The organism is Aeromicrobium sp. (genome assembly GCF_047607065.1).
In the GTDB taxonomy this organism is placed as follows: domain Bacteria; phylum Actinomycetota; class Actinomycetes; order Propionibacteriales; family Nocardioidaceae; genus Aeromicrobium.
The window spans coordinates 1-26,179 of the sequence record NZ_JASGDU010000056.1; the positions used below are offsets into that span (position 1 = coordinate 1).

25 protein-coding genes are annotated in these 26,179 nt (G+C 68.6%); 6 read left to right on the plus strand and 19 right to left on the minus strand.

What is annotated here, in order from left to right; genetic code table 11:
• Positions 1-330: 330 nt before the first annotated feature.
• The 9 genes from QM597_RS08995 to QM597_RS09035 form a co-directional block, all read right to left on the minus strand.
• Positions 331-795, minus strand: coding sequence for a type II toxin-antitoxin system VapC family toxin (locus tag QM597_RS08995; RefSeq protein ID WP_415004542.1), 465 nt, complete (start codon positions 793-795; stop codon positions 331-333).
• A gap of 132 nt (positions 796-927) precedes the next feature.
• A complete protein-coding gene (locus tag QM597_RS09000) occupies positions 928-1,287 on the minus strand; it encodes a metal-sulfur cluster assembly factor (RefSeq protein WP_415004543.1) in 360 nt (119 codons plus the stop codon).
• On the minus strand, positions 1,284-1,730 hold the full coding sequence (sufU, locus tag QM597_RS09005) for a Fe-S cluster assembly sulfur transfer protein SufU (protein WP_415004544.1): 447 nt from the start codon (positions 1,728-1,730) through the stop codon (positions 1,284-1,286). The genes QM597_RS09000 and sufU overlap by 4 nt, the downstream gene beginning before the upstream one ends.
• Before the next feature lie 3 nt (positions 1,731-1,733).
• Complete coding sequence (locus QM597_RS09010; RefSeq protein ID WP_415004545.1) at positions 1,734-2,969, minus strand: cysteine desulfurase; 1,236 nt, start codon at positions 2,967-2,969, stop codon at positions 1,734-1,736.
• Positions 2,969-3,736, minus strand: a complete 768-nt coding sequence (sufC, locus tag QM597_RS09015; RefSeq protein WP_415004546.1) for a Fe-S cluster assembly ATPase SufC — start codon at positions 3,734-3,736, stop codon at positions 2,969-2,971. Before sufC ends, QM597_RS09010 begins: the two co-directional genes overlap by 1 nt.
• Position 3,737: 1 nt before the next feature.
• Positions 3,738-4,058, minus strand: coding sequence for a non-heme iron oxygenase ferredoxin subunit (locus tag QM597_RS09020; protein WP_415004547.1), 321 nt, complete (start codon positions 4,056-4,058; stop codon positions 3,738-3,740).
• Entirely contained in the window at positions 4,051-4,845 is a 795-nt protein-coding gene (gene sufD / locus QM597_RS09025) for a Fe-S cluster assembly protein SufD (protein WP_415004548.1), read from the minus strand. Before sufD ends, QM597_RS09020 begins: the two co-directional genes overlap by 8 nt.
• A gap of 332 nt (positions 4,846-5,177) precedes the next feature.
• Entirely contained in the window at positions 5,178-6,629 is a 1,452-nt protein-coding gene (gene sufB, locus QM597_RS09030) for a Fe-S cluster assembly protein SufB (protein WP_415004549.1), read from the minus strand.
• Complete coding sequence (locus QM597_RS09035) at positions 6,626-7,330, minus strand: helix-turn-helix transcriptional regulator (protein ID WP_415004582.1); 705 nt, start codon at positions 7,328-7,330, stop codon at positions 6,626-6,628. The genes sufB and QM597_RS09035 overlap by 4 nt, the downstream gene beginning before the upstream one ends.
• A gap of 128 nt (positions 7,331-7,458) precedes the next feature.
• Here QM597_RS09035 and QM597_RS09040 point away from each other — a divergent pair, with 128 nt between their 5' ends.
• The 3 genes from QM597_RS09040 to QM597_RS09050 are packed head-to-tail and all read left to right on the plus strand — an operon-like array spanning position 7,459 to position 10,530.
• Positions 7,459-8,499 (plus strand): DNA polymerase domain-containing protein, encoded by a 1,041-nt coding sequence (locus tag QM597_RS09040; RefSeq protein WP_415004550.1) that lies wholly within the window; start codon positions 7,459-7,461, stop codon positions 8,497-8,499.
• Positions 8,500-8,538: 39 nt separating this feature from the next.
• Positions 8,539-9,711, plus strand: a complete 1,173-nt coding sequence (locus QM597_RS09045) for a serine hydrolase domain-containing protein (protein ID WP_415004551.1) — start codon at positions 8,539-8,541, stop codon at positions 9,709-9,711.
• Positions 9,712-9,735: 24 nt separating this feature from the next.
• Positions 9,736-10,530: a GTP pyrophosphokinase gene (locus tag QM597_RS09050; RefSeq protein ID WP_415004552.1), complete on the plus strand. Its 795-nt coding sequence runs from the start codon at positions 9,736-9,738 to the stop codon at positions 10,528-10,530.
• Positions 10,531-10,692: 162 nt separating this feature from the next.
• Here the strand turns inward: QM597_RS09050 and QM597_RS09055 are convergent, their stop codons facing one another.
• Positions 10,693-11,478 carry a phosphotransferase gene (locus tag QM597_RS09055; RefSeq protein WP_415004553.1) on the minus strand — a complete coding sequence of 262 codons (786 nt, stop codon included), beginning with the start codon at positions 11,476-11,478 and terminating at the stop codon, positions 10,693-10,695.
• 9 nt (positions 11,479-11,487) lie between these two features.
• Between QM597_RS09055 and QM597_RS09060 the strand changes: the two genes are divergently transcribed.
• Both QM597_RS09060 and QM597_RS09065 read left to right on the plus strand, forming a co-directional pair.
• On the plus strand, positions 11,488-12,723 hold the full coding sequence (locus QM597_RS09060; protein ID WP_415004554.1) for a YibE/F family protein: 1,236 nt from the start codon (positions 11,488-11,490) through the stop codon (positions 12,721-12,723).
• Positions 12,724-12,732: 9 nt separating this feature from the next.
• On the plus strand, positions 12,733-13,044 hold the full coding sequence (locus QM597_RS09065) for a hypothetical protein (RefSeq protein WP_415004555.1): 312 nt from the start codon (positions 12,733-12,735) through the stop codon (positions 13,042-13,044).
• A 190-nt stretch (positions 13,045-13,234) separates the two neighbouring features.
• Here the strand turns inward: QM597_RS09065 and QM597_RS09070 are convergent, their stop codons facing one another.
• Entirely contained in the window at positions 13,235-13,771 is a 537-nt protein-coding gene (locus tag QM597_RS09070) for a hypothetical protein (protein WP_415004556.1), read from the minus strand.
• A gap of 25 nt (positions 13,772-13,796) precedes the next feature.
• The gene (locus QM597_RS09075; protein ID WP_415004557.1) at positions 13,797-14,144 is read right to left on the minus strand and encodes a zinc ribbon domain-containing protein YjdM; all 348 of its coding nucleotides are present in this window, start codon (positions 14,142-14,144) and stop codon (positions 13,797-13,799) included.
• Positions 14,145-14,182: 38 nt separating this feature from the next.
• Between QM597_RS09075 and QM597_RS09080 the strand changes: the two genes are divergently transcribed.
• The gene (locus tag QM597_RS09080; protein ID WP_415004558.1) at positions 14,183-15,358 is read left to right on the plus strand and encodes a hypothetical protein; all 1,176 of its coding nucleotides are present in this window, start codon (positions 14,183-14,185) and stop codon (positions 15,356-15,358) included.
• A gap of 316 nt (positions 15,359-15,674) precedes the next feature.
• Here the strand turns inward: QM597_RS09080 and rlmN are convergent, their stop codons facing one another.
• The 7 genes from rlmN to QM597_RS09115 all read right to left on the minus strand — a co-directional run bounded on the left by rlmN (position 15,675) and on the right by QM597_RS09115 (position 26,177).
• On the minus strand, positions 15,675-16,799 hold the full coding sequence (gene rlmN / locus QM597_RS09085) for a 23S rRNA (adenine(2503)-C(2))-methyltransferase RlmN (protein WP_415004559.1): 1,125 nt from the start codon (positions 16,797-16,799) through the stop codon (positions 15,675-15,677).
• A gap of 60 nt (positions 16,800-16,859) precedes the next feature.
• Positions 16,860-17,840: a putative zinc-binding metallopeptidase gene (locus QM597_RS09090; RefSeq protein WP_415004560.1), complete on the minus strand. Its 981-nt coding sequence runs from the start codon at positions 17,838-17,840 to the stop codon at positions 16,860-16,862.
• Between the two features lie 25 nt (positions 17,841-17,865).
• Positions 17,866-18,420 carry a nuclear transport factor 2 family protein gene (locus tag QM597_RS09095; protein WP_415004561.1) on the minus strand — a complete coding sequence of 185 codons (555 nt, stop codon included), beginning with the start codon at positions 18,418-18,420 and terminating at the stop codon, positions 17,866-17,868.
• A gap of 28 nt (positions 18,421-18,448) precedes the next feature.
• Entirely contained in the window at positions 18,449-19,330 is an 882-nt protein-coding gene (locus QM597_RS09100; protein WP_415004562.1) for a transglutaminase family protein, read from the minus strand.
• Positions 19,327-21,756: a circularly permuted type 2 ATP-grasp protein gene (locus QM597_RS09105; RefSeq protein WP_415004563.1), complete on the minus strand. Its 2,430-nt coding sequence runs from the start codon at positions 21,754-21,756 to the stop codon at positions 19,327-19,329. Before QM597_RS09105 ends, QM597_RS09100 begins: the two co-directional genes overlap by 4 nt.
• A gap of 26 nt (positions 21,757-21,782) precedes the next feature.
• Positions 21,783-25,133 carry a DUF2126 domain-containing protein gene (locus QM597_RS09110; RefSeq protein ID WP_415004564.1) on the minus strand — a complete coding sequence of 1,117 codons (3,351 nt, stop codon included), beginning with the start codon at positions 25,131-25,133 and terminating at the stop codon, positions 21,783-21,785.
• Between the two features lie 189 nt (positions 25,134-25,322).
• Positions 25,323-26,177: a phosphatidate cytidylyltransferase gene (locus QM597_RS09115; protein WP_415004565.1), complete on the minus strand. Its 855-nt coding sequence runs from the start codon at positions 26,175-26,177 to the stop codon at positions 25,323-25,325.
• Positions 26,178-26,179 lie beyond the last annotated feature (2 nt).

Sequence of the window (26,179 nt, forward strand, 5' to 3'; positions counted from 1 at the left end):
ACCCGTACGACTTCCTCACCACACCGCCACCCGATTCCCCACCACAAGAGACCGAAAACCCCGAAATACCAGCGATTCCGCCACCACCCCAGCCCCCACCACGTGACACAACTCACGCCCCCAAACCACACCGGGCTTCGAGGCTCCGGCCGCAAGCCGCCTACGCACCTCAGCCAGCGGGCCGATCCGGTCCCTGAGGCGCGAGCGCAGCACACCTCGAAGGGACCCAACCCACAACGGGCTTCGCCCTTCGAGGCTCGGCCGCAAGCGGCCTCGCACCTCAGGGACCGAGTCCCCCCACTGGCCCAACCTCTCAAGACACGCGCGAACTCACACCCACGGGCAGATCGTGGGCACGCCGGATCGCTGGAAATCCGCGACGTTTCTGGTCACGACCGTCATGCCCTGCGCGAGAGCGGTACCGGCGATCAGGGCATCATGCTGAGAAGCACGGTCGGGAACATGGAGCACCGCCACCTGCCGGGCGGCCACCAGATCGACCGGCAGGATGCGTCCAGCGAAGCCGGTCAGCACGGCCCTCTCGAACCACCATCGCAGCACCGCCGCCCGATCCCGGTCGCGGCGCTCCACCCGCAGGATGCCGGTCTCGATTTCGATGATCGTCACGATGCTGATCGCCAGGTCATGCACCGACTGGCCGGACGTCCACTCGGCAACACCCCGGTTGCATGAGGGCTTGCGGAGTTCGCCGATGACGTTGGTGTCAAGCAGGTAAGCCGTCACCTGAGGTCGGCTGGGTCGCCGATTGAACTCGGCTGCCGTCACGGTCGTCACGACGACCGCCTCCAAAGTAGTATGCACAACTACTTTGCTGGAAGGGTTCCTCGTTGGCGGCCATCGCCGTTAGCGTCGCCCTTCTCGGTCATCGGGAAAGTCGCGCCGTAGGCCATCGCGCAAGTTCGGCGTTCAGCCGATGTTGAAGCCGAGGGCGCGCAGCATCTCGCGGCCGTCGTCGGTGATCTTGTCCGGACCCCACGGCGGCATCCACACCCAGTCGATGCGGAACTCGTTGACGATGCCGTCGAGCGCCGAGCGGGTCTGGTCCTCGATGACGTCGGTCAGCGGGCAGGCCGCCGACGTCAGCGTCATCTGAAGCACGAGATTGCTGTGCTCGTCGACGTGAGCACCGTAGACCAGGCCGAGGTCGACGACGTTGATGCCGAGTTCGGGATCGACGACATCCTTCATCGCCTCGATCACATCCTCGGTGGTGGCCGCAGCACTCGGCGTCACCGGCACCTCGGGCAGATCGGAGTGGTCGGTCATTGCGCGTCCTTTCCCGCAGCCTGGGCCACGGCATCCTTGAAAGCCATCCACGACAGCAGAGCGCACTTCACGCGCGCCGGGAACTGCGCCACTCCGGCGAAGGCGATGCCGTCCTCCAGCACCTCCTCGTCGGGTTCGACCTGACCCTTGCCCTGCATCAGTTCCTGAAAGGCCTCCAGGGTGCTCATCGCGTCGGCGACGCTGTGCCCCACGACGAGGTCGTTGAGCACCGAGGCCGACGCCTGGCTGATCGAACAGCCCTCGGCGGCATAGGAAACATCGCGGACCGTCGTGCCGTCCAGGTGGACCCGCAGCGTGATCTCGTCGCCGCAGGTCGGGTTGACGTGGTGCACCTCGGCATCGCCGCCGTCGCGCAGGCCCGCGCCGTGCGGGTTCTTGTAGTGGTCGAGGATGATCTCCTGATACAGCGCATCAACGTCCACGAGTCAGGCTCCGAAGTACTTCTTGGTGTGCCAGATCGCCTCGACGAGCGCATCGATCTCGGCGGTGGTCGTGTACAGGTAGAACGACGCCCGCGTGGTCGACTGCACGCCGAAATGGGCGTGCGCCGGCTTGGCGCAGTGGTGCCCGGCCCGCACGGCGACGCCCCTGCTGTCGAGCAGTTGGGCGACATCGTGGGGGTGGATGCCGTCGAGGGTGAAGCTGATCGCCCCGCCGCGATCCACGGCCTCGGCCGGGCCGACGACCCGCAGGCCGTCGATCTCGGCGAGCCGTTCCAGGGCGTAGCCGGTGATCGCCTGCTCATGCGCGGCCACGTTCTCCATGCCGAGCGAGGTCAGATAGTCGACCGCCGCACCCAGCCCGACAGACTGGGCGATCGGCGGCGTGCCGGCCTCGAAACGGGCGGGCGGCGGCGCGAACGTGGACCCCTCCATCGCCACGGTCTCGATCATCTCGCCGCCGCCGAGGAAAGGCGGGAGCGAGGCGAGCAGGTCGTAGCGGCCCCACAGCACACCGATACCGGTCGGCCCGACCATCTTGTGTCCGGTGAAGGCGACGAAGTCCGCCCCCAGCGCGGCCAGGTCGACGGGAATCTGCGGCACCGCCTGTGAGCCGTCGATCAGCGTCAGCGCGCCGACCGCCTTCGCCCGCGCGATGACCTCGGCGACCGGGTTGATCGTGCCGAGCATGTTGGAGACCCAGGTGACCGCGACGACCTTCGTGCGCTCGGTGATCGGGTCGTTGTCCAGGTCGAGGCGTCCCTCGGGCGTGATGCCGTACCAGCGCATTGTCGCGCCGGTGCGCTCGGCGAGCAACTGCCACGGCACGATGTTGGAGTGGTGCTCCATCTGGCTGATGACGATCTCATCGCCAGGGCCGATCCGTCCCGCATCGCCCAGCACGCGCGCCACCAGGTTGATCGCCTCGGAGGCGTTCTTGGTGAAGACGACCTCCTCGCGCTGCGGTGCGCCGATGAAGGCCGCGACCTTCGTCCGTCCCAGCTCGAAAGCCTCACTGGCCTCCGCGCCGAGCTGATGCATCGCGCGGGCGACGTTGGCGTTGTGCGCCAGGTAGTGCGCGTCGATGGCGTCGACGACCTGCCGGGGCTTGTGCGACGTGTTAGCGCTGTCGAGATAGACCAGCGGCAGGTCCCCGGCGAGGTGCCGCTGCAGGATCGGGAAGTCCTCCCGAACCCGCGCGACGTCGTAGGAGCCGGACATCAGGCGCTCGCAGCCGCAGCCTTGACGTACTTGTCGTACCCATCGACCTCGAGCTGTTCGGCCAGTTCCTTGCCACCGGTCTCGGCCAGGCGGCCCGCGACGAACACGTGGACGTAGTCCGGCTCGATGTACTTCAGGATGCGCGTGTAGTGCGTGATGAGCAGGACGCCGCGGTCGCCCTGGGCACTGTAGCGGTTGACCCCCTCGGAGACCACGCGCAGCGCGTCGATGTCCAGACCGGAGTCGGTCTCGTCGAGCACCGCGAACTTCGGGTTCAGCAACTCGAGCTGGGCGATCTCGTGGCGCTTCTTCTCGCCGCCGGAGAAGCCCTCGTTGACGCTGCGCTGCGCGAAGGACGGATCGAGCGTGACCCGCTCCAGCGCGGCGTTGACGTCCTTGACCCAGGTGCGCAGTTTCGGTGCCTCGCCGTCGATGGCGGTCTTGGCGGTCCGCAGGAAGTTCGCGACCGACACGCCGGGCACCTCGACCGGGTACTGCATCGCCAGGAACAGCCCGGCGCGAGCGCGCTCGTCGACGCTCAACTCCAGCACGTTCTGCCCGTCGAGCAGCACCTCGCCGTCGGTGACGGTGTACTTCGGATGCCCGGCAATGGAGTACGCGAGCGTGGACTTGCCCGAGCCGTTGGGACCCATGATCGCGTGGATCTCCCCGGACTTGATCGTCAGGTCGACGCCGCGCAGGATCTCCTTCTCGCCGTCTTCGGTGTCGACCGAGACGTGCAGGTTCGTGATCTCCAGGGTGGTCATGTCAGTTCTCCTTGGCGAGGGCGACGTAGACGCGGTCGTCCTCGATGGTGGTGGGGTAGGTGGGGACCGGCTCGGTGGCCGGGAAGTTCAGCGGTTCGCCCGTGGTGACGTCGAAGCGCGAGCCGTGCAGCCAGCACTCGATGGTGCGGCCCTCCACGTCGCCCTCCGACAGCGGGATGGCCGCATGAGAGCACTCGTCGCGCAGCGCGAACACCTCGTCGCCGTCGCGCACGAGCACGATCTCGTGACCGTCCACCGTCACAGCGAGCGATCCGGCGTCGGGAACGAGGTCCAGCGGGGCGGCGAAGTGCTTGTCAGACATCGGCCAATTCCTCCTCGACTGCGGCCTCCAGCCGCTCCACGAGATCGGGCACGCCGACGCGGCGGATAATGTCGTTGAAGAAGCCGTGTACGACGAGGCGGCGGGCCTCATCCTCGGGGATGCCTCGGCTCTGCAGGTAGAACAGGTGCAGGTCGTCGAAGCGGCCCGTGGTGCTCGCGTGGCCGGCCCCGGCGATCTCGCCGGTCTCGATCTCCAGGTTCGGCACCGAGTCGGCCTTCGCACCGTCGGTCAGAACGAGGTTGTCGTTCTGCTCGAAGGTCTCAATGCCCTCGGCGACCTTGCGGATCAGGACGTTGCCGATCCAGACCGTGTGCGCGTCCTGGCCCTGCAGCGCGCCCTTGTACTCGACGTTGCTACGGGTTTTCGGCGCGGTGTGGTCGACGAACTGGCGGTGTTCGAGGTGCTGGCCCGCGTCGGCGAAGTAGACGCCGAGCAGGTCTGCGCTGCCACCGGGGCCGGCGTAGTCGACGTTGGTCGACGACCGCACGAGGTCGCCGCCGAGGGTGAACTCGAAGAAGCGCACCGTGGCGTCGCGCCCGACGGTGATGCTGTTCTGCGTGGCGTGGACCGCGTCGTCGTCCCAGTCGGCGAGGCTGACGACCTCGACCTGGGCACCGTCGCCGATCAGGTAGGTGACGGCGGCGGCGTACGTGGCCGAGCCGCCGTGGTCGAACAGGACCGTCGCCTTCGAGAAGGGCGCGACCTTGACGACGACGTGGCCCCAGACCGTGCGGTCCGCGCCCTCGCCGGTCAGCGTGATGCGCACCGGTTCGGCCAACTCGCCGTCGATGCTCAGTAGCGTCGCTCCCCCGGAGTTCTCGACGGCGAGGGCCGCCAGGCGGTCCAACGGCGCGATGCCGCCGAGCGCCGTGGCGTCGTCGGTCGTGATCGTGGTGAGCGTGGCACCGGCGGGCAGTTCGTCCTTCCACGTCAGGTGCGCGTCGGACGGGGCACCGTCGAGCAGGCCACGCAGCCGCTTGAGCGGCGTGAAGCGCCAGATCTCCTCCAGGCCGGTCGGCACCGGGTGGTCCGCGACGTCATAGGACGGCTCGGGATGCAGGTGGCTCTCGACGTGTTCGAGCGCGTTCTCGATGACGGTCATCCGACAGCACCCTCCATTTGCAACTCGATGAGGCGGTTCAGTTCGAGGGCGTACTCCATCGGCAGCTCGCGCGCAATCGGCTCCACGAAGCCGCGCACGATCATCGCCATCGCCTCGTCCTCCTCCATGCCGCGGCTCATGAAGTAGAACAACTGGTCGTCGCTGACCTTGGAGACCGTGGCCTCGTGGCCGAGGGTCACGTCGTCCTCGCGCACGTCGACGTACGGGTACGTGTCGGAGCGGCTGATCTGGTCGACGAGCAGCGCGTCACACTTGACCGTGCTGGCCGAACCCTCGGCACCCTCGTTGACCTGCAGCAGGCCGCGGTAGGACGTACGCCCGCCGCCACGGGCAACCGACTTGGACAGGATCGAACTCGACGTGCGCGGGGCCGCGTGGACCATCTTCGCGCCGGCGTCCTGATGCTGGCCCTCGCCGGCGAAGGCAATCGACAGCGTCTCGCCGCGCGCGCCCTCGCCCATGAGGTAGACGGCCGGGTACTTCATCGTGACCTTCGATCCGATGTTGCCGTCGACCCACTCCATCGTCGCCCCGGCCTCGCAGACCGCCCGCTTGGTGACGAGGTTGTAGACATTGTTCGACCAGTTCTGGATCGTCGTGTACCGGACGCGGGCACCCTTCTTGACGATGATCTCCACGACCGCCGAGTGCAGCGAATCGCTGCTGTAGATCGGCGCGGTGCAGCCCTCGACGTAGTGGACGTAGGAGTCCTCGTCGGCGATGATGAGCGTCCGCTCGAACTGGCCCATGTTCTCGGTGTTGATGCGGAAATAGGCCTGCAGCGGGATGTCGACGTGGACGCCCTTGGGCACGTAGATGAACGAGCCGCCCGACCACACTGCGGTGTTGAGCGCGGCGAACTTGTTGTCGCCGACCGGGATGACCGTGCCGAAGTACTGCTGGAAAATCTCCGGGTGCTCCTTGAGTGCGGTGTCGGTGTCCAAGAAGAGGACGCCCTGCGCCTCCAGGTCCTCGCGGATCGAGTGGTAGACGACCTCGGACTCGTACTGCGCGGCGACGCCGGCGACGAGGCGCTGCTTCTCCGCCTCGGGGATGCCGAGCTTGTCGTAGGTGTTCTTGATGTCCTCGGGCAGGTCGTCCCAGCTCGCGGCCTGCTTCTCCGAGGAGCGCACGAAGTACTTGATGTTGTCGAAGTCGATGCCGTCCAGCGACGCACCCCAGGTGGGCATGGGCTTGCGGCCGAAGAGCTTGAGGCCCTTCAGGCGCAGGTCGAGCATCCACTGCGGCTCGCTCTTCTTGGCCGAGATGTCGCGGACGACGGCCTCGGTCAGGCCGCGCTGGGCGCTCGCGCCGGCGATATCGGGGTCGGCCCAGCCGAACTCGTACCGACCGACGTCCTTGAGGCCGGGGTTGAGGTCCTCGATGGAGGCCCCGGTACCGGTCTCCTCCGGAGACGTGGTGGTCATGGCGTCACCTTCTCTGCTGCGTGGGGCCGTGTGGCCTGGGGATGGGGCAGGTGGGTCGTGCAGACACCGTCGCCGTGGGCGATGGTGGCGAGGCGCTGCACGTGGGTACCGAGGAGTTCGGCGAACATCGCCGCCTCGGCTTCGCACAACTGGGGGAACTGCTCGGCGACGTGGGCCACCGGGCAGTGGTGCTGGCACATCTGGGTGCCGGTGCCGGTCCGGCTGGTCGAGGCCGCGAAGCCCTCGGCGCTGAGCGCTTCGGCGAGTGCTGCGGGACGTTCCAGCGGGCCGACCTCGGACAGGCGCTGCGCCACGCGCTCGCGCAGGTCGGCAAGACGGTGGTCGGCGAAATCGCGCACAGCGTCGTCGCCGACCGTCTCGCGCAGGAAGGCGAGGGCGTCCACGGCGATCCGGTCGTAGGCGTGGGCGAACTGGCCTCGGCCGGCGTCGGTGAGGGCGAAGACCTTCGCCGGGCGGCCCCGCCCTCGGCGTTCCTGAACCCGCTGCTCGCGGGCCTCCAGCGTGCCCTCGGCGACCAGATGGTCCAGGTGGCGGCGGATGGCGGCGGGTGTGAGGTCCAACTCCGCAGCAAGCTGCACGGCGGTGGACGGCCCGGCGCGCAGGATCGCCTCGGCGACGCGCGCCCGCGTCGGGGAGTCGTCGACGGACGCCCCTCCTGGGGTGTTCTCGCTGGTCGCCATGTTTTTCACAACGCCAGTGTGCCGTTATTCATTTCCTCGCTTCAACGAAGGCCCGCCTCAGTGAGGCACACCTCACCTCTGGGACGAGAAGCGCACTGGTCAGGGCCGGCATGCCGTAGCGTCGGGTCATGGCGACGAGAGCGGTCGAGGTCGACGCGGGCGGCATCGCGGTGCGGGTGTCGAGTCCGGACAGGATCGTCTTCGAGGCGACCGAGCACACGCCCGCCTTCACCAAACTCGAGGTCGTCGAATACGTCATCGCCGTCGAGGACGGACTCATGCGCGCCCTGCGCGACCGCCCGACCGCCCTGGAACGCTGGCCGAAGGGCGTGCGCGAGGGCATGCGACTCACCACCGCCAAGGAGTACGGCGAAGCGTTCTACTCCAAGCGCGTACCCAAGGGCGCACCCGCGCACGTGCCGTCCGTCCGCATCCGCTTCCCCTCCGGCCGGCGGGCCGACGAGATCTGCCCGGCGCACATCGCCGACGTCGCCTGGGCCGCCCACATGGGCACCATCACCTTTCATCCGTGGGCCATGCGGCGCGGCGATGTGGACCGTCCCGACGAGTTGCGCATCGATCTCGACCCGCAGGAGGGCACGGATTTCCGCGATGCGGTCGAGGCGGCGCTCGCGGTGCGCGATCTGCTCGCCGAGCTCGGCATCCGGGCCTTCGCCAAGACCAGCGGCAGCCGGGGCGTCCACGTGTTCGCCCGGATCGCACCACGGTGGACGGTGACCGACGTCCGCCATGCCGCCATCGCCGTCGGCCGCGCGGTGGAACAGCGCCACCGCAGGGTCACGACGGCCTGGTGGAAGGAGGAACGCGGTGCCAGGGTCTTCGTCGATTTCAACCAGAATGCGCGGGATCGCACCATCGCCAGCGCGTACTCGCCGCGTCCGAGGCCGGGCGCTCCGGTGTCCTTCCCGCTGGCCTGGGACGATCTGGCCGACCTCGACAGCCCCCGGCACTTCCACCTCGGATCGGTTCCCGCGCTGCTGCGCGATCAGGGCGACGCCTGGGCCGAGATCGACGACGTCGCCCATGACCTCACGCCCCTGTTGGAGCTGTGGGAAGAGAACCCGGTCGAGATGCCCTATCCCCCGGACTACCCGAAGATGCCCGGCGAACCCAAACGTGTACAGCCGAGCAAAGCAAAGAAGGGATAGGACTCCCACGACGTCATCGGCGATGACATGCTGGCCGACATGGCTCGTCAGACCCTGACCCGACCGCTGATCGCCGTCGCCGCCGCCCTGGCCGTGCTCGTCGGCCTGGCCTATGGCGCTGCGGCGGTCATGCACATCCCGGCACCGCACGACCTCGTGCGCCTCCAGCTCACCGGCCCGTCGGCCCAGGGAACCCGATTCGCCGCCCGACCGGTCACCAACTCCGGGCCGGTGATCGAGCTGCCGCACCGGGGCGATGTCGAACTTCCGGCCACCGTCCCGTGGAAGGGCGAGGACATCGGCGTGCAGGACATGCTGGACACCACTCACACGCGGGCCTTCGTCGTGCTCCACGACGGGCAGGTCGTCCACGAGTGGTATTCCGGCGGCGTCGATGCCGACACCCGGCTCTCCTCGTGGTCGGTCGCCAAATCCATCGTCTCGCTGCTCGTCGGCCAGGCCATCGACCGCGGCGCACTATCCGAAGACGACCGCCTCGTCGACCTATTGCCCGACCTGAAGACCGGCGGCACCGCCTACGACGACATCACTGTCGGACAGTTGCTCGACATGACCTCCGGCATCGACGTGTCGGAGAACTACAAGGCCTACTGGCCCTTCACCGGCACCGCACGCCTCTTCCTCAGCACCGACCTGCCCGGCTACATCGCCGACCACCGGAAGGTGGCCTTCACGCCCGGCAGCAAGGGCGAGTACCGGAGCATCGACACGCAGATGCTGAGCATGATCCTGACCGAGATCGAGGACAAGCCACTGGCCGAACTCGCCTCCGAACGCCTGTGGACGCCGCTCGGCGCCGGAGCCGATGCGACCTGGAACCTCGACCACGACGGCGGGATCGAGAAGGGCTACTGCTGCTTCAACGCCACCGCACTGGACTTCGCCCGCATCGGGCAGCTCGTCCTCGACCGCGGCCGGGTCGACGGCACCCGGCTCGTCTCCGAGGCATGGATCGACCGCATCTCCACGCCCGCCGAACACAAGGTCTCCGACTGGGGCTACTCCGCGCAGTGGTGGCATGCGCCCTCCAGCGACGGCGATTTCAGCGCCATCGGCGTCTACGGGCAGTACATCTACGTCGACCCCGACGCCCGCACGGTCATCGTCAAACTCAGCGACCACGGCACCGAGCAGGACGAAATCGACACCATCGACGCGATGCGCGCCATCGCCGAGGCCCTGGGCGGCTGACACACCACCGCCTACCCTGGTGCCGTGCAGACACCCAAGCCGACCGTCACTCGCACCAGCGACGAGGAGGTCGTGCGCATCGACGATATGCGCGGCCTGCGGCAGGACTTCATGCGGTTCATGTTGCCGCACCGGTTCGCCATGGAGGAGATCGTCACCAAACTGACGATCCTGCGCGACGAGTTCGCGCTCATGCATGACAACAACCCCATCGAGAACATCGCCTCGCGGCTCAAGAGTCCCGACAGCATCGCCGAGAAGATGCAGCGCAAGGGTTCCGAACCAACCTTCGCGTCGATCCGCGCGACCATCACCGACATCGCCGGCGTCCGGGTGACCTGCAGCTTCGTCTCCGACGTGTACCGGGTCTTCGACCTGCTGACCTCGCAGAGCGACATCACGGTGGTCGAGGTGCGCGACTACATCGCCTCGCCCAAGCCGCACGGGTATCGCAGCCTGCACGCCCTCGTGTCGGTGCCGGTACACCTGAGCGACGGGCCGCTCCCGGTGACGGTGGAGGTGCAACTGCGCACCATCGCGATGGACTTCTGGGCCAGCCTGGAGCACAAGATCCACTACAAGTACCGGGGCGCGGTGCCGTCGGATCTCGCCGACCGGCTACGCGACGCGGCCGAAGCGGCCCATGCGCTCGACACGCTGATGGAGGACCTGCACGAGGAGGTCAAGTCGCTCGACGCCGACGGGGTGGCGACCCTTCCAGAGGAGATCCGCCGCAGCCTCAGCGCCGATGACATCGAGCCGTCCGACGCCCTCCTCGCCCAACTGCGCCACCTCGCCGAAGGCGACCCGACGCCCTAACACACACCCCGCACGTTCTACTTCCGGTCCCTGAGGCGCGAGCTTGCGAGCCTCGAAGGGCGAGGCCCGCCTTGGTAGGTCCCTTCGAGGCTTCGGCCGCAGGCGGCCTACGCACCTCAGGGACCAGTAGGCGACGCACAACCCGAATAAATCAGCACTCCCTCAGGCGAGGGCGGCTTCGATGGCGGGCCGACGGGTGCGGAAGTCGGCGAGCCGGTCGCGGGTGCGCTGCGGCTCGCCGCGTGAGGCCAGATGGATCATGCCCGGATCGCCTCGTTCGATACCGGCGGCGATCCGCTCGGTCGCGGTCGTCATGCGCCGCTCGACGGCGTCGAGCAGGGTGATCGGCCCGCATTCGGCATAGGTGTCGACCACCAGGTCGAGGCGTCGCGCGGCCTCGGCGGCACCGATGTCGCGGTACAGCGGGATCGCCGTCCAGCACAAGAAGGCGAGGTCGTCCAGCGGCTCGCCCGGCCCGGCCAGATCCCAGTCGATCATCGCCACGAAGTGACCGCTCTGGATGATCCAGTTGTAGGCACCCGGGTCGTTGTGGCAGATGATCTGGCCCGGCTCCAGCGCGACCGGCCCGCCGCTCTGACGCCACAGGCGCGGTCCGTCCGGCCGGTAGGACTCCGCCAGGTCGTGATATTCGCGCAGCCAGGCGACCGCCTCGACCAGCACCGAGTCGAGCACCACCTCGTCGTCGACGGGCACGCCACGGCCCTCGATATAGGACACGATCTCGCGCCCTTTGGCGTCGATGCCGCTGACATGCGGGATGCCGCCCAGGCCCTGCTCCGCGAGCCAGCCGAGCAGTTCATGCACCGCCGGAGTCCACGGACCCACGGGGCGTCGGACGGTCCGCCCGACCCGCCACACTCCCCCGGAGCCGCCAGGCAGGTGCTCGGGCGGGAGCAGCGGGTCTGCGGATTCGTCGTCACGTGGCACCCTGTGATGGTGTCACACAACCACGGGCATGGATCCGACCTGAACGCCCCGCCCCGCCCCGAACTCGCGCGCATCCTCATCGGCGTCGTCGCCGCCCTGGCGGTCGCCACCTGCCTGGCGATGATCGCACTGTGGCCGTCCGGTTCGGACGTGCCGCACGACACCGATCCCTACAGCGGCGAGGGGGTCAGCACGGTCAAGGCCACCGTCACCTCTGTCGAGGCCTTTGACTGCGGCAGCACCGGCGACATCGGCATTGACAGCATGCCGACCGTCGACGGCGACTGCGCCAACGTCACCGCCACGGTCGATGACGGCGAGATAGCCGAGTTCGTCCTCGACCCGACCCGCCATGTCGCCGCGGCGATGGACGAGGGCGACGAGGTCACGCTCGTCAAGTTGCAGCCGCAGGGACAGGACGCGACGTACGAGTTCCGCGACTACCAGCGCGGCTTCCCGCTGCTCGCCCTGGCGCTCGCGTTCGCGGTGCTCGTTGCGCTCGTCGGTCGGCTCCGCGGCGCGCTAGCCCTCGTCGGCATCGTGGTGACCCTGCTGGCGCTGATGAAGTTCGTCCTGCCCGGCATGCTGACCGGCGAGTCTCCCGTGCTCGTCGCTGTGGTCGGCTCCACGGCGATAATGATCGCGGTCCTCTATCTGGCGCACGGCATCTCGATCCGCACCACGTCGGCCCTGTTCGGCACGTTGTTCGGCATCGCTTTCACCGCCGTCGTCGGCCTGATCGGCACCGACTGGTCGCACCTGACCGGCCTGAGTTCGGAGGACGACTCGCTGCTGGTGGCCACCGCGCCCCAGCTGTACATGCCTGGGATCGTCGCGGCGAGCATGGTGATCGCGGGCCTGGGCGTGCTCAACGACGTGACGGTCACGCAGGCGAGCGCCGTCTGGGAGATGCGGGCACTGCAGCCGTTGGCGAGCAAGTGGGACGTGTTCCGTTCGGCCATGCGCATCGGCCGCGATCACATCGCTTCCAGCGTCTACACCCTGGTGTTCGCCTATGCCGGGTCGGCGATGACCGTCATGCTCCTCATCACCGCCTATCAGCGAGGGCTGGTCGACGTACTGACCAGCGAGGAGATCGCGCAGGAGGTCGTCCGCACGCTGGTCGGGGCCATCGGCTTGGTGCTGGCGGTTCCGGTGACGACGCTCTTCGCCGTGTGGCTCGCACCGCCGCCGAGCGAGGACCCGAACCTTGGCCGTCGCGTCCGCCGGGACGCGACGGCGTAGGCTCGGCCTATGTCGTGGTTGGAACCGGTTCTCGTCATCGGGGGCATCGCCCTCGTCGGATTCGGGGCCACCTGGCTGTTTCAGCGCTCCCTCGACAAGCCCGGCGGGCGTGCGGGGCTGGGCACCGGCGGCAACGGCCTGGGCATGATCGAGAACGTCTTCAGCCCCGGTCGGGGTGATGCGCGCGAAGAACTAGAACGGCAGAAGAAGGTCGGCGCGGTACTGCCGTCGGCCGATGACGACCCGCCGCGCAAGAACGCCGAGTTCGACGCCGACGGAACCCTGCGCAGCGTCACCCTCCACGACCCCGGCGACGACTGAGAACGTCCGCCAGTAGGTGAACCTCGGTCCCTGAGGTGCAAGCGCAGCACATTCGAAGGGACCCGCCACTACAGGCTTCGCCCTTCGAGGCCCCTCCTCCGTCGGGGCACCTCAGGACCCGGCTCCGGCCGCAAGCGGCCTACACACCTCAGCAAGCGCCCATTCGCGGACGTTCTGAAAACGTCGCGGATCAGGTCGGCTCTCGCCAGGTGAGGCCGCGTTCGGCCAGCGCCTCGCCGAGGAGCCGGATCGCCTTCGGACCGACGCCGTGCAGTGCCGCGATCTCGCTCGCCCGGTGACCACTGACGTCCGCGAGCGTGGCGATGCCTGCCGCCCGCAGAGCCGAGGCCGCCGGACGGCCGCGGCCGGGCGGAAGGTCCGTGTCGCCGCCGGACGACGCCGTGGCGGCCTTCGTCAGGCGCTTCGGAGCGCGGTGCGCCCATGAGCGGCCGATCACGGCGTTGGCCTGCATTCCGTTCATCGCCTCCAGGCCGATCGAGACCCCGAGCACGGCGTCGCCCCGCGTCACGAGCGTCGATCCGGGGATGTCGCGGAGCACCTGCTCGGTGTCCTCGGCCGGCAGGCGCAGCCGGATCGCGTCGCGCTCCTTGGTGACGGTCAGGAATCCGTGACCGGCCACCGACCACGACTCCATGCCGACGTGTGTGCCCTGCTCAACCTCGGGCAGGCGCTTCAAGGCCGTCCGAACATGCGCCAGCGTGGTCATGGTGCCGAGGCTATCCGCACCCGGCTCAGGCCTTCTTGACGATGCTGGACTTGAGTTTCATCTTGCCGAAGCCGGGCACCTTGGCGTCGATGTCGTGACCGTCGCCCGCACCGGGCGACAGGCGGATGCCGGTGACCTTCGTGCCGACCTTGATCGATCCGCCTCCGCCGCCGGAGACCTTGACCGTTTTGACCACCGTCACCGTGTCGCCGTCGGCGAGCACGTTGCCGACCGCATCGCGGATCACGTCACCCTCGGCGACCTCCTCAGTTGCGGCCGGCGACCATTCCAGGCCGCACATCGGGCACAGGAGCAGCGCACCCTGCTCATATGCGTACTCACTGGCGCAGTCGGGACACGGGGGCAGGCTCATGGCCGACATTGAACCACTGCAGCATCGACAATGGACACATGGAGCGATGGCGAACACGGACCCGGCTACCGATGATCCTCGAAGCACTCGGGCAGACCGAGGAGCATCCGGCCACGCGACGACTGGTCGAGGCCCTGGGCAGCACACCTGCGGCTGTCACCGAACGCCTCGTCGGGGTGCCGGCCTATCGGTCCGCCCGGTTGTCGTTCGCCTCTGGGGCCGACCTCATCTTGCGTGACGGCCGGGTCATCGCCGTGTGCCTTCGTCTGGCCAGACCGGGCGCTCCGGGCATCGACCTGGCCGCATGGATCCCCGGCGTCGGCAACGAGGCGATGCTCGAGGACCTCAAAGCCGCCCTCGAAGCACCGCGCAGTTTTGCCGGCTTCGGGACCCCCTATTTCACGCTCGACGCCGGCTACGTGCGGTGCGACTTCGCCGATCGTCGCGGCTGGAACGAGACCGGTAATCTCGTCGGCATCACGATCACGGCCGATGACCCTGGGCTGTTCCCCCGTCCGGAGAACGACGAATGCCCCGTTTGCGCCGACCTGCTCGTGCGAACCGTCTCGGGCGGCCTCGACATCGACGCCACCGTCCAAGCCCTCGCCAGGGCGCTGGAGGACGGGCTGCTCACCGAGAACGCCCACTGGGTCCGGCTCGCCGACCTGCAGCCGCTCCACGCATCGGGCCTCATGAAGCGCGCCGAGAGCCAGCTGACCTGCACCGCCTGCCGGAGGGTCCTGTGCCTCATCCTGAGGCGCAGCGCGCCGGCGAAGCTCACCTATGCCTCGCCGAATGATGCCCGGCGGCACCGGATGGAAGCCATCCCTCCGGTCGAGTGGTGGGGTGACGCCGAGCGGATCGCGCAGGCGGCTGCTGCCATGCGGTATGTGGACCATGAACCCGGAGCCTGGTTCCTCGTGGAGCGGGCCGGAGCGTTCTTCCTCGAGGCCCGTTATGTCGTCAGTTCGATGCTCGATGATTCGGCGCTGATCGAACTCGACGAGACCGAGGTGGAGGCCTATCGCACAGAAGGCCACGAGTACGTGGATCGGCTCGCCCGCCGCGTCCACGACGGCAGCCCCCACCTCACGGACTCCCCCTGGTACGCGCGGAACCTGCTGCGCGGCCCGGACGCCAAACAACTTCGCGACGAGGTCACGGCTGCCATCGTCAACCACACCTGGCTAGCCCAGCAACGCCGGCCGACGTGAGGCGGCTGAACCTATGAAACCCGCCAAGAGGGCGAGGTTGGATCGTCGATCAGGAGAAACGAACGACAACTCATCTGAGAGAGCAGTATCGCCTGATTCCGCTAAGAACCCAGGAACAAGCCCAACACAGTGAACATCAATGCTGCTGCCGCCAGCACTTCTCAAGGAGAGAACATGGCCCGGATTCTACAGGGGCGAAACCTCGTCGGGCCACCCCAGAGGCTTCGGCGTGACCTACCGGACTCTGCGAGACTGCCACGGGCGGAGGAGGCAACAAAGGTGAAGTCACAGCCTCAATACTGCTCCCCGGAAGAACTCACTCTGCGGCGGCTAGTTGGCCGCAGGCGGCATCGATGTCGCTGCCGCGGGTGTCGCGGATGGTGGTACTGATGCCCTTGGCCTGCAGACGTCGCACGAACTCGTCGGTGTCGCCGTCGCGCGAACGGGTGAACTGCGAACCGGGAACCTCGTTGAGCGGGATCAGGTTGACGTGGACCCAGCCCCAGTCGCCATACGCATTGAGCACGTCGGCGAGCAGATCGGCGCGCCACGCCTGGTCGTTGATGTCGCGCATCATCGCGTACTCGATCGACACCCGCCGCTTGGTCGCCTTCGCGTACTCCCACGCTGCCTCGACCGTCTCGGCGACGCTGAAGCGCGTGTTGATCGGGACGAGTTCGTTGCGCAGCTCGTCGTCAGGCGCGTGCAGGCTCAGCGCCAGCGTCACGGGGATGCCCTCGGTCGCCAACTGACGCATCCGGGGTACGAGACCGACCGTGCTGACGGTGATGTTGCGCGCCGACAGCCCGAGACCGTCCGGGGCCGGTGCCACCATGCGGCGCACCGCCCCGATGACGGCCTTGTAGTTGGCCATCGGCTCGCCCATGCCCATGAAGACCACGTTCGACAGCCGACCCGGCCCGCCGGGTACCAAGCCGCGCGCCATCGCAGCGGCCCCGTCGACGACCTGATCGACGATCTCTGCGGTGCTCATATTGCGCTGCAGTCCGCCCTGGCCGGTCGCGCAGAACGGACACGCCATGCCGCAGCCGGCCTGGCTCGACACGCAGATCGTCGCCCGGTCGGGGTACCGCATGAGCACCGATTCCACGAGCGCTCCGTCGAACAACCGCCACAGCGTCTTGCGCGTGGTGCCGCGGTCGGCCTCCAAAACCCGCACCGGCGTCAGTAACTGCGGCAGCAGCGCCCCGGCGATGGCGTCGCGGTTCTTCGCGGGAAGGTCGGTCATCGCAGCCGGATCGCGCTCCAAACGCGCGAAATAGTGGCGCGCGACCTGCTTGACGCGAAACGCCGGCTCCCCCAACTCGGCGGCGGCCGCCGTGCGTTCCTCGGCGCTCAAGTCGGCCAGGTGCCGCGGAGGCTTGGCCCGCCCGCGCGGTGCCGACAGCACCAGCGGCAGGGTCTTGGGTTCGTCACTCACCGCACCAGTGTCCCATCGCTACGGGCGCTGCGCCGAATCCATGCCACCGGCAGGCCGGGTTCACCGGCGGCGCAGCGAGTCCACGAAGTCCAGCTTGGCCAGCACCGGCGGCGGAATAACGAACGGATACAGGTCGTCGGACCCCATGCTGCGGTTGATCTGATTCAGCGCCGTCGACAACGGCATCCACACCCCGGTCACCAGGTCGCCGAACAGGCTGAAAGCCTCCGGATCGACGGTGAGCAGCCCGTTCCAGCGGGCCGTGTCGACCGTGTCGTGGATGTGCAGCACATGGGCGAACGTCTCGGCAAAATCCTCGAAAGGATGCATGGTCGCGTACGTGCTGATGTGCCGCTCGGCCCAGTCCTCCGGCGGCCCCTCGGCGTAGTGCCGGTCGATGGCATCGGCATACGACACGGTCTCGTCGCCGAACAACTCCCGCGCCCGCTCCAGCGTCTCGCCGGTGACGTGCAGCGACTGCATGTAATGACCCACCTCGTGACGCAGGTGGCCGAGCATCGTCCGATACGGCTCGGCCATCTCGGACTGCACCTTGGCCCGGTGCGCGTCATCGCCCTCGGCAAGATCGATGGTGATGACGCCGTCGGCGTGGCCGATCACGACGTTCTCCCCGACGCTGGAAAGCATGTCGAAACATAATCCGCCCACCGGGTCGGCGGCGCGCGGCACATAGGACAGGCCCAGCCGGTCCAACTCGACCAGCAGGTGACGCTTGGCCGACTCGGCCACCGGAAGTTGCGCCAGACCGACCGGATCGTCGTCGGCCGGGCGCACCCTCGTCAGCGCGCATGCCTCGCACGCGCTCCCCTCGATCCGCGTCAGCCAGGTGCAGCCCGACAGGTTGAGGTTGACGCACACATGCCAGATGAAACCTTCCGGATCGACGAAACGGCCCGCGTCGTCCACGACCACGATCTCGCCGCGCTCACGCCAATAGCCGAGCGCCGACCCGCACGTCACGCAGACGCTGTTCTCGAAGAACAGCCGGTTGTCGCAGGTCCCACACGAGAAAACGCGCATGGTCGATCCTTCCTCGTCGAGCGGGTCAGGTGGTGATCTCGGCACCGGTGTCGAGGAAACTCGCGTCGTCGATCCGCCACGTCCCCGCCACGAGCACCAGGTCGTAAGTGTAGGAGTCCGAAGCGCTCCGGACCCGCGGGCCGTCGAGGTACTCCCACGTCTCCTCGGTCTCGACCCGCGCGGTGTCGCCGTCGACCCGGACCTCCACGACGTCGAGTTCGTAGGTGCGCCAGAAGTCGTCGGGCTTGCCGTCCTCGATCTCCTCCAGGCCCTCCTCGAAGCCGTCACAGGTGGAGTAGTCGGCCTCGGCCTGGCCGTAGTCGGCGCGGAAGTCCGCCGTGGTGGTCTGCTGGAACAACTCGCAGTCGCCCGCGCGGAACGCCTGGTCCCACAGCACGACGGCCTGGCCCGGATCGGGCACCCCCGGAGGCGTCGCACGGTCGATGCCCTCACGCGCGGCCAGCCCGGCGACCAGGCCGAACAGGACTCCGGCGGCGACGGCACCGACGAAGCCGAGAAGCACCACGGCCGGCCACGGAACGCGCGCGCGGCCCGCCGCCGGGGAAACGACGCCGTTCATGCCCATCATCGTGACAGACCGGTGGTGGTCACAGTGCGCCGAGCGGTGCCACATCGACCTCGACGGCGAGCTTGGAGCTGGTCGCCTCACTGAAGATCACGCCCTTGACCGGGGGGACGTCGCTGTAATCGCGCCCCCACGCGGTGGTGACGTAGCGCTCCCCCGCACGCTGGTCGTTGGTCGGGTCGATGGCCAGCCAAGTACCGCCCGGCACCCACACCGCGACCCAGGCGTGCGAGGCGTCAGCACCGACGATGCGCTCGCGCCCCGGCGGCGGATCAGTGGCGAGGTAGCCGCTGACGTATCGGGCCGCGAGGCCGTGCGAACGCAGACAAGCCAAGGTCAGGTGGGCGAAGTCCTGACAGACCCCCGCCTGCGCCTCGAACAGGTCGTCGATGGTGCTGCTGACGGTGGTGGCACCCTGTTCGTACTCGAAATCCTCGTGGATGCGATGCATGAGGTCGAGCGCGGCCTCGGCGACCGGCCGCCCCGGTGTGAGCGATGCCGCCCCATACGCGAAAGCACGCTCGTTGCGCGGCACGAGATCGGACTCCAGCGCGAACTCCACCGCCGACCACGCATCGGCGACATCGCTGCGTTCACGTGGACGGCAGGACTCCCACGGCTGGGCGTCGGCCCACTCGTGGCGCTCCTCAGTCAACACCACGACATCGGAGTTCGCCTCAATGCGCAATACCCGATGCACCTCGTCGACCTGGAAATACGTCGCAGTGTTGCCGTAGTGATCGCTCCAGGCGTGCTGATCGGTCGCGCCGGGCATCACACTGACCTCGTGGCCGCTGACCTGCTGCCACGGCAGCTCCCGAGGCGTCACGTGGGCCACGCCATAGCTGTCGGTGACATCGTCGTCGTAGGTGTAGACCGTCGTGTGACGCACGTGGTACCTCACAGTCTCCCCTCCCCCGTCGGCACGCCGAGATCGAAGGAGCGCGGGGTCGGCACCGAAGCCACATGCACCTCGCCGACGGCATCGGCGAACCGGGTCAGCAAGCCGCGCAGCGTGCGCAGCGCCTGATCCAGATGCGGCCGGCGCTCGCCCTCGATGGCGACCAGGCCCGCCGGGTCGAGACTGTCGATCTCGGTCCGCAGGTCACCGAGCAGCCGCTCGGGCCGCGTCGATCCGGTCGAGGCCGGCAGCAGCGACAGCACCTCGGCCATCCGGTCGATATTGAAGGCGACCGAGCGGGGGTTGTCACGGTCGAATAGCAGCAGCTCGACCACACCCGCCGGACGGACGTACCCCCGGTACCGGCGCCGGTGGGTGACCGCGCTCTCGGCCACCCCAAGCGTCGTGGTGAGTATGTCGCGGTCCACGTCAAGGCCCCGGCGCACCGTGACCGTTCCCTCCAGGAGGCAGACGACCTGCTGACAGCGCTCGACCGCCCGGCCGATGACGATCATGCGCCATCCGTCGTCGCGCATCATCGAGTCGCTGACACCGTGCAGGGCCGAGATCGCCGTCAGCATGCGCCCGGCCGAATCGTTGATCTGGTGGCTGAGCGGCGAGTCGGCCAGGGCTGCGGCCGCCCGGTCGAGGGCACCGAAGACTCGCCAGACGTCCGGAGAGAGCTGGTCACGGACCGCCTGGGCGGCATTGCGCAACGAACTGATCGACTGGGCGACCGAGCCGGGCCGGGATGCGTCCAGCAGCAGCGAACGGAAGTCGTCGTCGAAGTCGTCTGGTCCGACCGGGCTGAGGCTGAGATCGTGGAGCTTGTCGGCGAGTACCCGCAGCGTCCGCCCGCCGGTCGACCACGGCCGGAGGCTGAAGTCCTGCGCGAGGCCGTGCGCCGCGATGAGTAACCGGAGGGTGTCCTCGGCACGCTCGGCATAGCGACCGAACCAGAACATGTCGTCCAGCACGCGGGGCACCATCGCCGAAGGCGCTCGCACATTGGTCATCGGCAGCACCTCGACCAGACGCTGATCGGGTTCGTCAGGACTGGCCTTGAGCACCCAGACGTCCTTGCTACGTGGTGCCGGACCCGGCTCCACTACCGAACCGAGACCGCCCAGCAGAGGTCGGTAGGCCGAGCCGTGGCGCACGGTGAAAGCCCGGATCAGCACCGGTTCGGGGCGCACGCCGTCGGCGGTCAGCGCCGGGGCCTGAGGGTAGTGCGGTCGTTCCTGGGCCACGAAGCGGTGCGGTGCGGTATCGATACGTGACAGCATCTCCTCGGCCGCTAGGCCGTCGAGCGCCACGCTGCGATCGATGCTGCGGACGGCCAGATCTTCGATGCGGGGCCGGACCCGCTCATACTCGTCACGGTCGCCCAGCCAGTAGGACCGTACTGACGGCAGCCGCAATGGCTCGTCGAGCAGCACCTCGCAGGCGCGCGCTAGGAAGGGAGCCAGGCCGAGATTCTCGACGACCCCGGCACCGAGGCCGTTGACCACACGGACCGTGCCGCGTCGCACCGCCTCGGCCAGTCCGGTGACGCCGAGTTGGGAGTCGCCGCGCAACTCCAGGGGATCACTCCAGGCAGCGTCGACCCGCCGCACAATGACGTCGACCCGTTCGAGTTCCCCGAAAACTCGCATCCACACCAAGCCGTCTTTGACGACGAGGTCACCGCCTTGAACAAGCGGGAAACCCAGGCTGGAGGCGATGAAGGCCTGATCGTAGGCCGTCTCCGATTGAGGCCCCGGCGAGAGCAGCACCACGCGGGGATTGGCGGAATCCATCGGTGCTGCCGCAATCAGTGCCGACCTCAGCGCACGGAAGAACGGCGCGACGCGGTGCAGCCCGGCCTCGCGGTACAGCCCCGGCATGACCCGGCTGATGACCCGCCGGTTCTCCATCGCGTAGCCGATGCCCGAGGGCGCGCCGGTTCGGTCGGCGAGCACCTGCCAGTCGCCCGACGCCGTCCGGGTGATGTCGGTGGCCGAGGTGACGAGAGGATGCCGGTCGGTATTCGTGCCGCGCAGCGCCCGCAGGAATCCGCTGTGGGCGTACACCACCTCGGGCGGAATCACCCGCGTCGCCAGCAGCCGCTGCGGGCCGTACAGGTCCACCAGGACGGCGTTGAGCACCTCGGCCCGCTGGGCCAGACCAACCTCCAGCACCGACCATTCGCGTGCAGAGACCACGAGCGGGATCGGATCGAGCCGCCACCCCGCCGGGGCCTGTCCGGGGCGCGAGTAGAGCACGCCGTCGTCGCTGAGGAAACGCGCGATGTCGCCGCTGATCCGCTGCAACTCCGCACGGTCCAGGCCCATGGCCGAACTCGCCAGCGCCTTCCAGGCGGGACGCAACGCGCCGTCGGGCGCGACGACCTCGTCGTATCGGGCCGAGCCGGGCGGTGCCTGCTCCACCGATGCGGTGTACTCCTGCAGCACCGTCAGCCGCGCTCCGGTTCGGGGGCAACGCGGCGCAGGTCGAGCGTGCGCGGGTAGTCCGGCGTCATCGCACGGGCCGCGCGCTCGCGGGCCGCCGCCACGTCCACTCGCCCCGGCGTGTGCCCGAAAGCCTCGAACCGTGTTGCCCGGCGGGCCTCGGCCTCGGCGGCGTTGACCGGCAGGTGCTCATAAGACCGCCCGCCCGGATGCACCACGTGATAGGTGCAGCCGCCGAGCGACATCTGCGCGTGGGCGTCGACGACGTCGAAATGCAGCGGCGCGTGCGGCTCGATGGTCGGGTGCAACGCCGACCAGGGCTGCCAGGCGCGGTAGCGAACTCCGGCGTAATACTCACCGGGAACGCCGGTCGACGTGAGAGGCACGGGAACACCTTGGCATGTCACCAGGTGACGCCCGTGCTCGACTCCCCGCACCAGGACCTGCAGACGCTCGACCGAGGAGTCGACGTAGCGTGCCGTCCCGCTGCCGGTGGCCTCTTCGCCGAGGACGTTCCACGGCTCGATGGCGGCGCGCAACTCCAGTTCGATGCGCGACCCGCGGGCCTCGACGTCGGCCCGCCCCAACCGTGGGAAGCGGAACTCGACGAAGGGGTCCAGCCAACTCTGCTCGAACTGTAGGCCCGCCGCGTTGAGGTCGGCAACGACACGGGCGATGTCGGCAGCGGCCCCCTGCGGCAGGAGGAAGTCCTCGTGCAGGGCCGTGCCCCAGCGGATCAGGCCGGAGGTGTCCGGCTCGCGCCACAGCATCGAGACGAGGGATCGAACGAGCAGCGCCTGGACGAGCGCCATCTGCGGGTGCGGCGGCATCTCGAAGCCGCGCAACTCCAGCAGGCCGAGACGCCCGCGCGAGGAGTCGGGACTGTAGAGCTTGTCGATGCAGAACTCGGCCCGGTGGGTGTTGCCGGTCAGGTCGGTCAGCAGGTGGCGCAGCACCCGGTCCACGAGCCACGGCCGGGCCGGAAGGTCGCCGTCGGGGTCGGCGGCGAGCCGGCCCAGTTCGCGCAGGGCGATCTCCATCTCGTGGACCGCCTCGGGTCGCCCCTCGTCGAAGCGCGGTGCCTGGCTGGTCGGCCCGATGAACCGCCCGGAGAACAGGTACGACAGGGCCGGATGTCGCTGCCAGTAGGCGACCAGGCTGCCGAGCAGGTCGGGGCGGCGCAGCAGCGGCGAGTCGGCCGGCGTCGGCCCGCCGAGGGTCAGGTGGTTGCCGCCCCCGGTACCGGTGTGCGATCCGTCGAGGTCAAACTTCTCGGTACCCAGGCGGGTCCGCCGGGCCGCGTCGTACAACGTTTCGGTGAGGTCACGCAGCTCTGCCCAGGTCCGTGTGGGCTGGACGTTGACCTCGATGACCCCCGGGTCGGGAGTCACGACGAGCTGCGTGAGCCGGGCGTCCGGCGGCGGCGCGTAACCTTCGATGACCACGGGGCAGTCGCTGTCGGCGGCGGCACTCTCGACGGCGGCGAGCAGGGCGACGTACTCCTCCAGCCGCTGCGTCGGCGGCAGGAACACGTATACGAAGCCGCGACCATCCTCCTCGACGTCACGAGCCTGTACCGTCAACGCCGTCGTCGGGGCACCTGCCGGCTCGATGGTCAGCACACTTGGAAGCGCCACCGTGATCGGGTCGTCGGCCCTCAGGTAGGAGGGATCGGCCGGCACGTCAGCGGGTTCGGCGGTGATCGTGCCGAGCGGCAGCCGCAGGCCGATGGGCGAGTCGCCCGGCACCAACACCAGTCGGCCCCGCCCGAATCTCCATCGCGGGCTCGTCCAGGACTCTTCGCCGGGCACGAGGGGCAGCACCCATCCCGTCGGCGCGTCGACACCGGCGTCCAGTTCGGCGATCCAGGCGGCGTCCAAGGCGGCGGGCGGCTGCTCTGCCCCGGCCGCGTCGAGCGGGCGACGCAAGGCTGCCGCGAAGGGCACCAGCGGGTCTTCCCACGCCGCCAGCACCTGATGGTCGGTAACGCCGACCGTGCGCGCGAAGGCCCGGACGAATGCTTCGGCCCGCCCACGCGCCGCCTCCACGGCCTGATCGGGCTGCCAGGGATCGGCCAGCAGGCCCGGATCGGACCACAGTGCCTTGCCGTCGGTGCGCCACTGCAGGGCGATCTGCCACCGCGGCAGCGGCTCACCGGGATACCACTTGCCCTGACCGCGATGCACCACGCCGCCGGCGGCGTAGACCTGTCGCAATCGCTCCGCCAGGTCGGCGGCGAGGCGGCGCTTGTCGGGTCCGTCGGCGGCCGTGCTCCACTCCTCGGCGTCCATGTCGTCGATGGAGACGAAGGTCGGCTCGCCGCCCATCGTCAGTCGTACGTCGTCGGCGGCCAGGCGTTCGTCGACCTGCTCGCCGAGGGCGTCGATGCGCGCCCAGGCTTCGTCGGTGTACGGGAGGGTCACTCGCGGGTCCTCGTGGACGCGGGTGACGACGTTGCTGAAACTGAAGTCGACCTCGGCCGGTTCCATCATGCCGGTGATCGGCGCGGCCGAGGCCGGGTCGGGAGTGGCCGACAGCGGAATGTGCCCCTCGCCGGCGAACAGTGCCGAGGTCGGGTCCAGGCCCACCCAGCCGGCACCGGGCACATACACCTCGGCCCAGGCATGCAGGTCGGTGAAGTCCTCGGCGGCACCGGTCGGGCCGTCGAGAGCCTGCGCGGCCAGGAGCGGATCGGTGGCGAGCTGCACGAGGTAGCCCGACACGAATCGCGCGGCCAGGCCGTATTCGCGCAGCAGAGCGACCAGCAGCCAAGCGCTGTCCCGGCAGGAGCCGACCGCCCGCCGCAGCGTCGTGTCGGGACTCTGCACGCCCGGCTCCATGCGTACCGAGTATTCGACGTCGCGGTGGACTGCCGCGTTGAGGTCGGCCAGGAACTGCACGACGGGCATGCCGTCGCCGGGCAGCGGCGGGCGGGCCTCCCGCCATGTGCGCAGGAGCGGGCCGGGGCCGGCACCCGCCTCGGCCTCGTCCACGGGCACGAGATACGGAGCCAGGTCCGCCCGCAGTGACGGCTCGTACTCGAAGGGGAACCGCTCGGCGTATTCCTCGACGAAGAAGTCGAGGGGATTGACGACGGTCATGTCAGCGATCAGGCCCACGGTGACGTCCAGGTGGTCGACCGGTTCGGGGAAGACCAGACGAGCCAGCCAGTTGCCGAAGGGGTCCTGCTGCCAGTTGACGAAGTGCCCCGCCGGCTCGACGCGCATCGAGTAGGCCTCGATGGGTGTGCGCGTGTGCGGCGCGGGCCTCAGACGCACGACATGCGGGCTGAGCCGTACCGGCCGGTCGAACCGATAGGTCGTGCGGTGCTCGAGACCGACCTTGGTGATCGCCATGCGTCCACCCTGCCCGATGCACGTTTCGGGCATGTATCCGGGCACCTCCTGCGGAACGTGGAGATTGCGCTAGCAGTTCCTGCCGGCTGAGGTGCGCCCTTCGAGGCCGCTCGTTCCTCGCGGCACCTCAGGACTCGGCTCGCAAGCTCGTACCTCAATGACCGGGTTCTTGCCTACCCGCGCATCCCTTTACGCGACGTCGACGAGGTAGTGCAGGATCACCCAGGCCACCGGGGCGACGGCGATGAGCGAATCGAGCCGGTCCATCAGGCCGCCGTGGCCGGGAAGCAGGTCGCCCATGTCCTTGATGCCGAGGTCGCGCTTGATGAGCGATTCGGACAGGTCCCCGAGGGTCGCCATGACCACCCCGGCGACGCCGAGGACGATTCCCACCCACCAGTCGCCTTCCAGCGCACAGACGATGGTGGCGATGCCCGCGCCGACGCCGAACAGCAGAGAGCCGGTGAAACCCTCCCAGGACTTCTTCGGGCTGATCGTCGGGGCCATCGGGTGCTTGCCGAAGAGCACTCCGGCCGCGTACCCGCCGATGTCGGAGGCAATGGTGGCGACGATGAACGCGACCACGCGCCACTGCCCGTCGTCCTCGACGAGCATGAGCAGCACGAACACGCCCATGAGCGGCAGGTAGGCCAGGCAGAAGACGCCCGCGCTGACATCGCGGACGAAGCCCTCGGCACCCTCGGCCAGACGCCAGACGAGCGTGGCGATGACGGTCAGAGCCATCGCGAAGGCTGCCGCCTCCATGTCGGCGTAGTAGGCCGACAGCAGCATCGCCGTGCCGCCGACGGCCACCGGCAGCACCGGTATGCGGATGCCCGCAGACGCAAAGGCGCGCTTAAGTTCCCACAGTCCGACGAGTAGCGCGACCGCCACGACGCCGACGAACAGGTCTTTGACCCAGAACAGCGACGCCACGATCAGCAGGCAGAGGCCGGCACCCACGCCGATGGCGGCGGGAAGATTGCGGCCTGCACGGCCGTGGTCCTTCTTCGCCGGAGCGGCCGGCGTGACGGAATCGGTCATCG